Source organism: Sulfurovum sp. (assembly GCF_041551015.1).
Classification (GTDB): domain Bacteria; phylum Campylobacterota; class Campylobacteria; order Campylobacterales; family Sulfurovaceae; genus Sulfurovum.
In genome coordinates this window covers 1-7,463 of the sequence record NZ_JBFENQ010000085.1, presented here as the reverse complement: position 1 = coordinate 7,463, position 7,463 = coordinate 1, and the positions used below count along the sequence as shown (strand labels likewise).

General features: G+C 36.7%; 5 protein-coding genes. All 5 read left to right on the top strand.

Features of this window, described 5'->3' with window-relative positions; genetic code table 11:
- Positions 1-324: heme-binding domain-containing protein (locus ABZC96_RS06645; RefSeq protein WP_373029952.1), on the top strand; the 324-nt coding region annotated here is incomplete at its 5' end.
- A 126-nt stretch (positions 325-450) separates the two neighbouring features.
- On the top strand, positions 451-1,077 hold the full coding sequence (locus ABZC96_RS06640; RefSeq protein ID WP_373029950.1) for a Crp/Fnr family transcriptional regulator: 627 nt from the start codon (positions 451-453) through the stop codon (positions 1,075-1,077).
- A gap of 348 nt (positions 1,078-1,425) precedes the next feature.
- Positions 1,426-2,712, top strand: a complete 1,287-nt coding sequence (locus ABZC96_RS06635) for a TolC family protein (RefSeq protein WP_373029948.1) — start codon at positions 1,426-1,428, stop codon at positions 2,710-2,712.
- On the top strand, positions 2,709-3,794 hold the full coding sequence (locus ABZC96_RS06630) for an efflux RND transporter periplasmic adaptor subunit (RefSeq protein WP_373029947.1): 1,086 nt from the start codon (positions 2,709-2,711) through the stop codon (positions 3,792-3,794). The genes ABZC96_RS06635 and ABZC96_RS06630 overlap by 4 nt, the downstream gene beginning before the upstream one ends.
- Positions 3,787-6,894, top strand: coding sequence for an efflux RND transporter permease subunit (locus tag ABZC96_RS06625; RefSeq protein ID WP_373029946.1), 3,108 nt, complete (start codon positions 3,787-3,789; stop codon positions 6,892-6,894). Before ABZC96_RS06630 ends, ABZC96_RS06625 begins: the two co-directional genes overlap by 8 nt.
- Positions 6,895-7,463: the final 569 nt, after the last annotated feature.

The window sequence follows — 7,463 nt, the reverse complement described above, 5'->3', positions numbered from 1 at the left end:
AGTCCTAAAACAAAAGAATTGTTTGTTCGTGCATGCGCAGATTGTCATAGTAACGAAACAAAATGGCCTTGGTACAGCAATATCGCTCCTATATCTTGGTTAGTTCAATATGATGTGGAAGAAGGTCGTGAACATTTTAATATCTCCATGTGGGGCGTACAAAAAAAGAATGGGGGACATGAAGCTAAAGAAGAATTTGAAGAGGGTGAAATGCCACCTTGGTTCTATGTCATTCCTCATCCTGATGCCAAATTGTCAGCAAGTGAAACAAAAGAGTTGAGTAAAGGACTTTTAGCAACATTTGGCGAAGAAGATGATGACTAATTTTTAACATTCACTATCAAGATTTACTTTGAAAACCTCATAAAGTTTTGACATGGAGCACAGTTATACAACTGGCAGACAGTTCGCTATAATGGGGAGGTTTTAATTAAATGGGGGCTAGGTATTATGAAAGAACTGAATATTATAGATATACTTAAACAAATCAATTTGTTTTCTTCATTAAGTGAAAAAGAACTCAGTGAACTCGCAATAGTGGCACATATATCTCATTATCATAAAGATTCGATCGTTTTTACACAAGGAGAGATGAGTGAAAATTTAATGATATTGATCGATGGCGTAGTGAGTGTCTATAAACATGACAGTAAAGGGAATGAGGTTGTGATTGGCTATTTTAACCGATATTCATTGCTTGCTGAGGCAGCTATCCTTAGAAAGATTCCAATACCATCATCAGCGAGGTTTCAAACCGATGGGTCTATTCTTAAAATTTCACTTGATGGTTTTGAACGTTTTCTTCTTAGTCATTCTAGACTATCTTATGAAATGATCCAGTCACTTCTTGAAAAAATCGATCTCCTCCAACAAAATATACATTTTAATCTTGCTGCAACTTCAAAAGAAAAAATATTAAATTTTTATCAGAAAAATCCTAAACTAGCCTTGGATCTCAAACAATATGAAATTGCCTCTATACTTAGTATAACTGCTGAAACTCTTTCACGCAATTTATCGAAACTTGTTAATGAGAAAAAACTAGTTCAAACAGCAACTGGCTATAAAGTACCTTAATTTTTACTTCTTGACAAATATCAAGACACTTTTTTTATTTTTCATTTAAAATGCAATATCCCTTATTTTTTGATGAAGTTGACTCGATCTTACTTTATGATCCGCTCAGTGATTATTTAGAAGCATTTGATGAGGGTAAAAGAAATTTTACTTACTGACGAGTTAAGAAATAAAAGTATTCAAGTATATCAGATACAAAAAAAGGGGGGGGTACTTTCTCACCCTATCTGTCCTTGTTCAGATAGGGTTCATATGCAGATTTTAAGCTAAAGATCGACAAATAAATTGATAGCTTTGTTGTTTCATTGTATACTTTTCCATTGGACCAAATATAATTTAGGAATAAGCATGATACGTAGTTTTTACATAATTTTATTTACAACATCTTTATTTAGCAGTACTTTGGATGGATTAATTCAGTATGCTGTAAAACATAGCACCGTGATAAAGCAGAGTCAGACACAAGTAGAATTGGCACAATTAAAGCGTGAGGAGAGTAGGATTCAGCAGTATGGGTCACTGGACCTTATAGGCGATTATACGCATTATAATACACCACGTACACTTATGCCACTTACTCCCGCGCTTATTAGTAGCGGGGGTGATGTCAGTACTACACAAGATCTCTTCTCAACAGGTATCACATATAATGTACCACTTTTTACAGGATTTGCACAAACCAGACAGATAGAGATAGATGACATTGCAAAACAGATGTCGACAGCGAAAGCAAGTTTGACTAAAGAGCAATTAATATATAACATCAGATCGCTTTATCTTTCGATTTTGGCACAAGAAGAGATAGCCATAGCACAGCGTTCCTATACCCAGGCGCTTAAGAAACTTACAACACAAATCGCTTATGAAGTAAAAATAGGGAAAAAAGCAAAGATAGATCTTTTTAAGGTCCAGTCAGATTTTAGGGCATCACAAACACAACAAGAAATTTTAGTTTCTAATATAAAGATAACAAAAGCCACACTCTCATCACTAGTAGGCAAAAATATAGGGGAAATGACTCCCTTGAGCATCAAGGTGAAAAAGACTTATTATTCTGTGAATAAACTCTATGAACAAGCATCTGGTTTGGCTAAAGTGGAGATGGAAGATATGGTATTAAGTAAAGCAGATAAAATGATAGCTAAAAGTAAATCAGCAAAACTCCCTCAAGTGAATCTTTCAAGTTATGTCGGCAAAAACTATGGTGAAGACTTAGCGAGTAAAGATTGGGATAATGAAACATTGTGGCAAGTGGGCGTGAATGTAAAATGGAATCTTGTAGATTTTGGTAAACGGGACTTGAGTGTGCAACAAGCAAAAATAGCCAAGATGGAAGCTACCTTTAATAAAGAGCAGACATTACTTGACCTGCGAAAGCTTTTGACCCAAGGGGTAGAAAAAATAAAACAGAGTTATGCTGAGTATTTGGGAAGCTCTGCACAGCTTCGCCTCTCAAAAAAGAGTGAAAGCATAGAAAAAGTACGTTACGAAAATGATGTTGCAACACTAAATGATCTACTCTTGGCAAAAGGAAAAAGACAATTGGCAGATGCCAAGCTTATTGAGAGTAAATACAATTATAAAAAAAGTATCTATTATCTAGATTATCTGCTAGAAAGAGGAATGAACCAATGACAAGAAAAAAAATGATGATCACAATCATTGTGATCATTGCAGTAATTGCACTTATGATTAAAGGTAAAGGGCTTTTGGAGAGTAGAAAAGCTGAAATAACCAATGAGGCATTACCTGGCGCTGCATCGGTAACTGTATCTGTAGTTAACCCCACCCAAGGGATGATGAGAGATAGAGAGTCCTATTTGGCACAAGTGGGTTCAGAGAAAAGTATCCATCTCTCAACTAAGTTGGCAGGTTACGTAGAAGATGTATTTGTGGATGAGTCTCAAAAGGTGAGGAAAGGTGACGTGCTTGTACAGTTAGATGAGATGGAGTTACAATCGAGCATCGAAGTACTAAAAGCTACACTTAGGGTACAACATAATGATTTGGAGTTAGCAAAAAGTATTTATATGCGTAATATGAAGCTCTTTAAGGTGGGGGGGCTCTCTAAAGAGAAACTGGATATTTCTAAGGTATCAATGCAGTCTAAAGAGGTGGTTATAGAAAATAGTATACAGAGAATAGAACAACTTCAACATCAACTCTCTTATCTCAAGATAGCAGCTCCTTTTGATGGGGAGATAGATACCATACTGCTTCATGAAGGTGATTTGGCAGCCTCAGGCAAACCCATACTTGGTATGAGCAGCGGCGTGAAAAAATTAACCTTTTCGTATACACCTAAGAATGCATCCATCAAAAAAGATCAAGAGGTATGGTCAGAGGGTCAAAAGATAGGTCTCATTAAAGCTATCTATACTATTTCTAAAAATGGTTTGATGAGTGCAGAAGTTAAACTCACTTCCATACTTGACTTAGCTGTAGGAAGCAGCATAAACATTGAAGTTCTTACAAAAGAAGCTGAGGGATGTATCGTCCCAAATGATACAGTGTTGCATAAAAAAGAGGGTACGTTTGTAATGGCTTATAAAGAAGGTAAATTTAGACCTTTGCGGGTAAATATTGAGATGCAAGATGACAATCATCTGATTATCTCTCCTTGTCCCAGTACATCAATCGCACAAGCATCTGAAGTAAAATTGGTGAAACTCCCAGCACATGAAAAGGTACAGATCATAAGGGTGAAACATGAGTAAAATGTCCAACTCATGGATAGAAAAGATTCTCAAAAAACCTCATATTATCCTCTCTTTTCTAGCACTTTTTGTCTTTGCCGGAATTATGGGTTATGGGAAAATACACCGAAACCTATTTCCTAACTCCAACTATCCTGAAGTAGCATTGGTTATCGTACAGCCTGGATCGTCAGCCAAAACTATGGCAAGCAACATTGCTGTACCTGTTGAAGAGGAGCTTTATGCTTTAGATGAGATACGCCGTGCCTACTCTAACACTATCGATGAAGTAACTGTGATTCGAGCAGAGTTTGAGTACAGTAAGAACATCGATACAGCAGTAAATGATGTAACTACCGCCCTCTCAAAGATCCGTTCAAAACTTCCAAAAGACATCAAAGAACCTCAAGTCATCAAAATTACGGAAGCAACAGCCCCTGTCCTTGTAGTTGCCATGTCTCCCAAGGATGATACAGCACTTACCTTGGCAGATATCCGTGATCTAGCCAGCAGTGATATCAAACATAAACTGCTTAAAACAAAAGGTATCGCAAATGTTGATATCTTTGGTGGATATGAAAAAGAGTTACAGATTATTGTCGATAAAAATATGCTCGATAGCTACAATCTCTCCTTGGGACAGATCATTGCTACGTTGCAAAAGAATGATAATGACTATGCTGTAGGCTTTGTAAGCAATGATGAACATCGTTATCTGCTCAAATCACAGGGTAAAAGAAAAAAAGTAGCAGCACTCAAAGCTTTGATGCTTACTTCAGAGGTGAGACTCTCAGATGTAGCTGAAGTTTATTTTGGTCATTATGAAAACTCTGCTGCGTATTATGGAAATGGAAAAGCGGCGATTGCTCTATCTATACAACGTTCTGTCTCAGCTGATGTGATTCAAACTATTGATAAAGTTGAGCATATTGTTAATGATTTTAAAACACAATATCCAAACATCAACTTTGAAGTGAGTGACACCCAAAAAGAGACTATTGTGCAGAGTACACAAAATATGTTTGAGTCTCTTCGTGATGCAATTATCATGTCTACTATTGTCGTCTTCATATTTTTGGCAAGTTTCCGTCAGATTTTAATCGTACTTGTCACGATTCCTTTAGTATATGCTTCAACTATCGCGTTGATGTGGTTGGTGGGTATAGACTTTAATGTTGTCACACTTACGGCGATTATCTTAGCATTGGGACTATTGTTGGATGATACGGTAGTGGTAATGGAAAATATCGAAAGACACTACAGAGAATTGGGTAAAGAGATACGCACTGCTGTCTTTGATGGAACCAAGGAGATTATGTTTGCAGACCTGAGCGGTACGGTAACCACCATGATTGCACTTGCCCCAATGCTCTTTATAGGCGGATACCCTCAAACAGTTTTTGGACCACTTGTTAGTACACTTTTATTAGCTTTGATGGCATCCTATATTATTTCTATCATTGCAGTGCCTTTGCTTTCACTCTACATCTTGGCGATCCAGAATCCTCTTTTGCTTAAAGTTGAGAATAGCTTTCATACTGTAATAGGTCGTGGAAATGACATAATTCAAGGTTTCTTTGCATCTATTGTGAGGTCTATTACTGCTTCTAGACTTTTAGGGTTTATTTCAATCGCTGTACTCATTGCACTTTTTGTGACTTCGGTTAAAGTAGTGATGCCTGTTGTGGGGCAAGAGCTTATGCCACCAATGGATACAGGTGGCGTAAATATCAAAATTACCACAGATGAAAATCTTCCTATAGAGAAAAGTGAAGCCATAATGAAAGAAGTCAATATACTTATCAGAAAACAAGGAGAGATTTTACGTATTTCCGGGAGTATAGGAAGTGAAGCAGGAGTACTCAGTATCGGTAGTGGGAGTGGCATAGATCATCTCTCTATTGTGGCTACTTATGTGGATAGATATAAAAGAGAAGAAGATATTTGGCAAATTTCTACGGCATTGCGTAAAGAGATTGCGAAAATTCCTCATGTAAAATATCTAGATATTGCCCCTTATGGTGCGACGGCACTTGCTAGCATCCGTGCCTCCGTGGATGCAAAGTTGAGTAGTGCGGATCTGAATGCATTACCAAAAGCTGGATATGAAGTGGAAAAAGCTTTACAAAAAACACAAGGTGTCATCTCCACTTCTACCACTTGGGATATGGATAAAGTAGTTTATAATCTCAATATAGATGAGTCTGAAGCATTGCGTTATGAACTCAAACGTTCAGATGTAACGGCACAACTTCAACTAGCCTTACGAGGTGCACCAGTTGCGACCTTCCCTAAAGCTAACAGTATGGATTACACTGTCAGAGTGTGGTTACCGAAAAAACAGATAAATCAGTTTGATACAATCTTGAGTATGCTTATTGACACATCTAAAGGTAAAATTCCTTTAAACAAAATAGCTACATTGGACTTCACGAAAGAGCCTAGCAGTATCACTAGAGAGGGTTTAGCATATACTCTTGAAGTGTATGGTAATAGAGAAAAAGGTGCTATATCCCATATCATGGCAAACTTTGAGAAACAGCTCGAAAAGGTACAGCTTCCTCAGAATGTAGAGTTAGAACAGATAGGAGACATAAAACAGTTTAAATCTTCAGCTGAACGAATGGTCGGTGCCATTACAGTTGCTGTGGTCCTTATCTTTTTTGCCCTTATCGTTATGTTTGGTAATGTGAAGATATCATTAATGGTACTCTTCTCTATTCCTCTTACCATCATCGGAGCATCATGGACGATGCTCGCTATAGGATACCATGTCTCTATGCCGGCAATGATGGGCTTTATGTTGCTCTCTGGGGTCATTGTAAATAACGCCATCTTACTCATTCACTTTGCATTGGAACAGATACAGACAGGAATGAATAAAAGAGAAGCTATGCTGGAGTCTATAAAAATTCGTACAAGACCTGTACTTATGACAGCATTTGCAGTCTCGGTAGGAATGCTTCCTGTAGCACAAGGTGCTGCTATAGGGCTAGAGAGACTGGCACCATTAGGGGCAGTGGCAATTGGTGGATTGATTATGGGGACATTGATGACTTTGATATTTATACCCGTTGTATTTATTTGGACAGTAAAAGAGGAAAACATTAAAGTAAACTAACTTATTTTTTCTTGATATTTCAGTAGACTTAGACATGTTCCCTTTTTTAGATGGAGTATTCCACAGATCCTTTCATTATGCCAAATATTGACTCAACGAATACTATGCACCTTTTTATATAAAATCCTAAAATAGATAGGCATAGGAAATATTTACTAATCTAAAACATTATAATTTAACATATTTTATAACGTTTATCGCTGTAGCGACGTTTGCAGACCATAAATATGTACCCTCACATAGTAAACGTTATAAAATGTTCTATATAGCAGATTTTATAAGGTAAACATTGATAATTTGTTAAAAGACTTTTTTCATTGAAAAGGGATAGATAATAGTGGCTACTGCGCCAAAAAATAACTTGTTTTAATGATTTATAGATTTTGATAGAGTCGCGAAAGTCCCAGTACGTGGTTATATGTATTTTTTTGTTATTTTATTCTAACTTTCCCTTCCTCTCTGCCATAAAATTCTTATATAGTTTCAAACACCCATACACTTAGCTTTTTAATATACTCTATATTATAATAGTTATATAGATAGTGAAAAGTATCTTATATCATAATGGT

Bases quoted from the DNA above. Each gene is read 5' to 3' on its own strand.
- ABZC96_RS06640 (WP_373029950.1), top strand. From the start codon at position 451: ATGAAAGAACTGAATATTATAGATATACTTAAACAAATCAATTTGTTT.
- ABZC96_RS06635 (WP_373029948.1), top strand. From the start codon at position 1,426: ATGATACGTAGTTTTTACATAATTTTATTTACAACATCTTTATTTAGC.
- ABZC96_RS06625 (WP_373029946.1), top strand. From the start codon at position 3,787: ATGAGTAAAATGTCCAACTCATGGATAGAAAAGATTCTCAAAAAACCT.
- ABZC96_RS06630 (WP_373029947.1), top strand. From the start codon at position 2,709: ATGACAAGAAAAAAAATGATGATCACAATCATTGTGATCATTGCAGTA.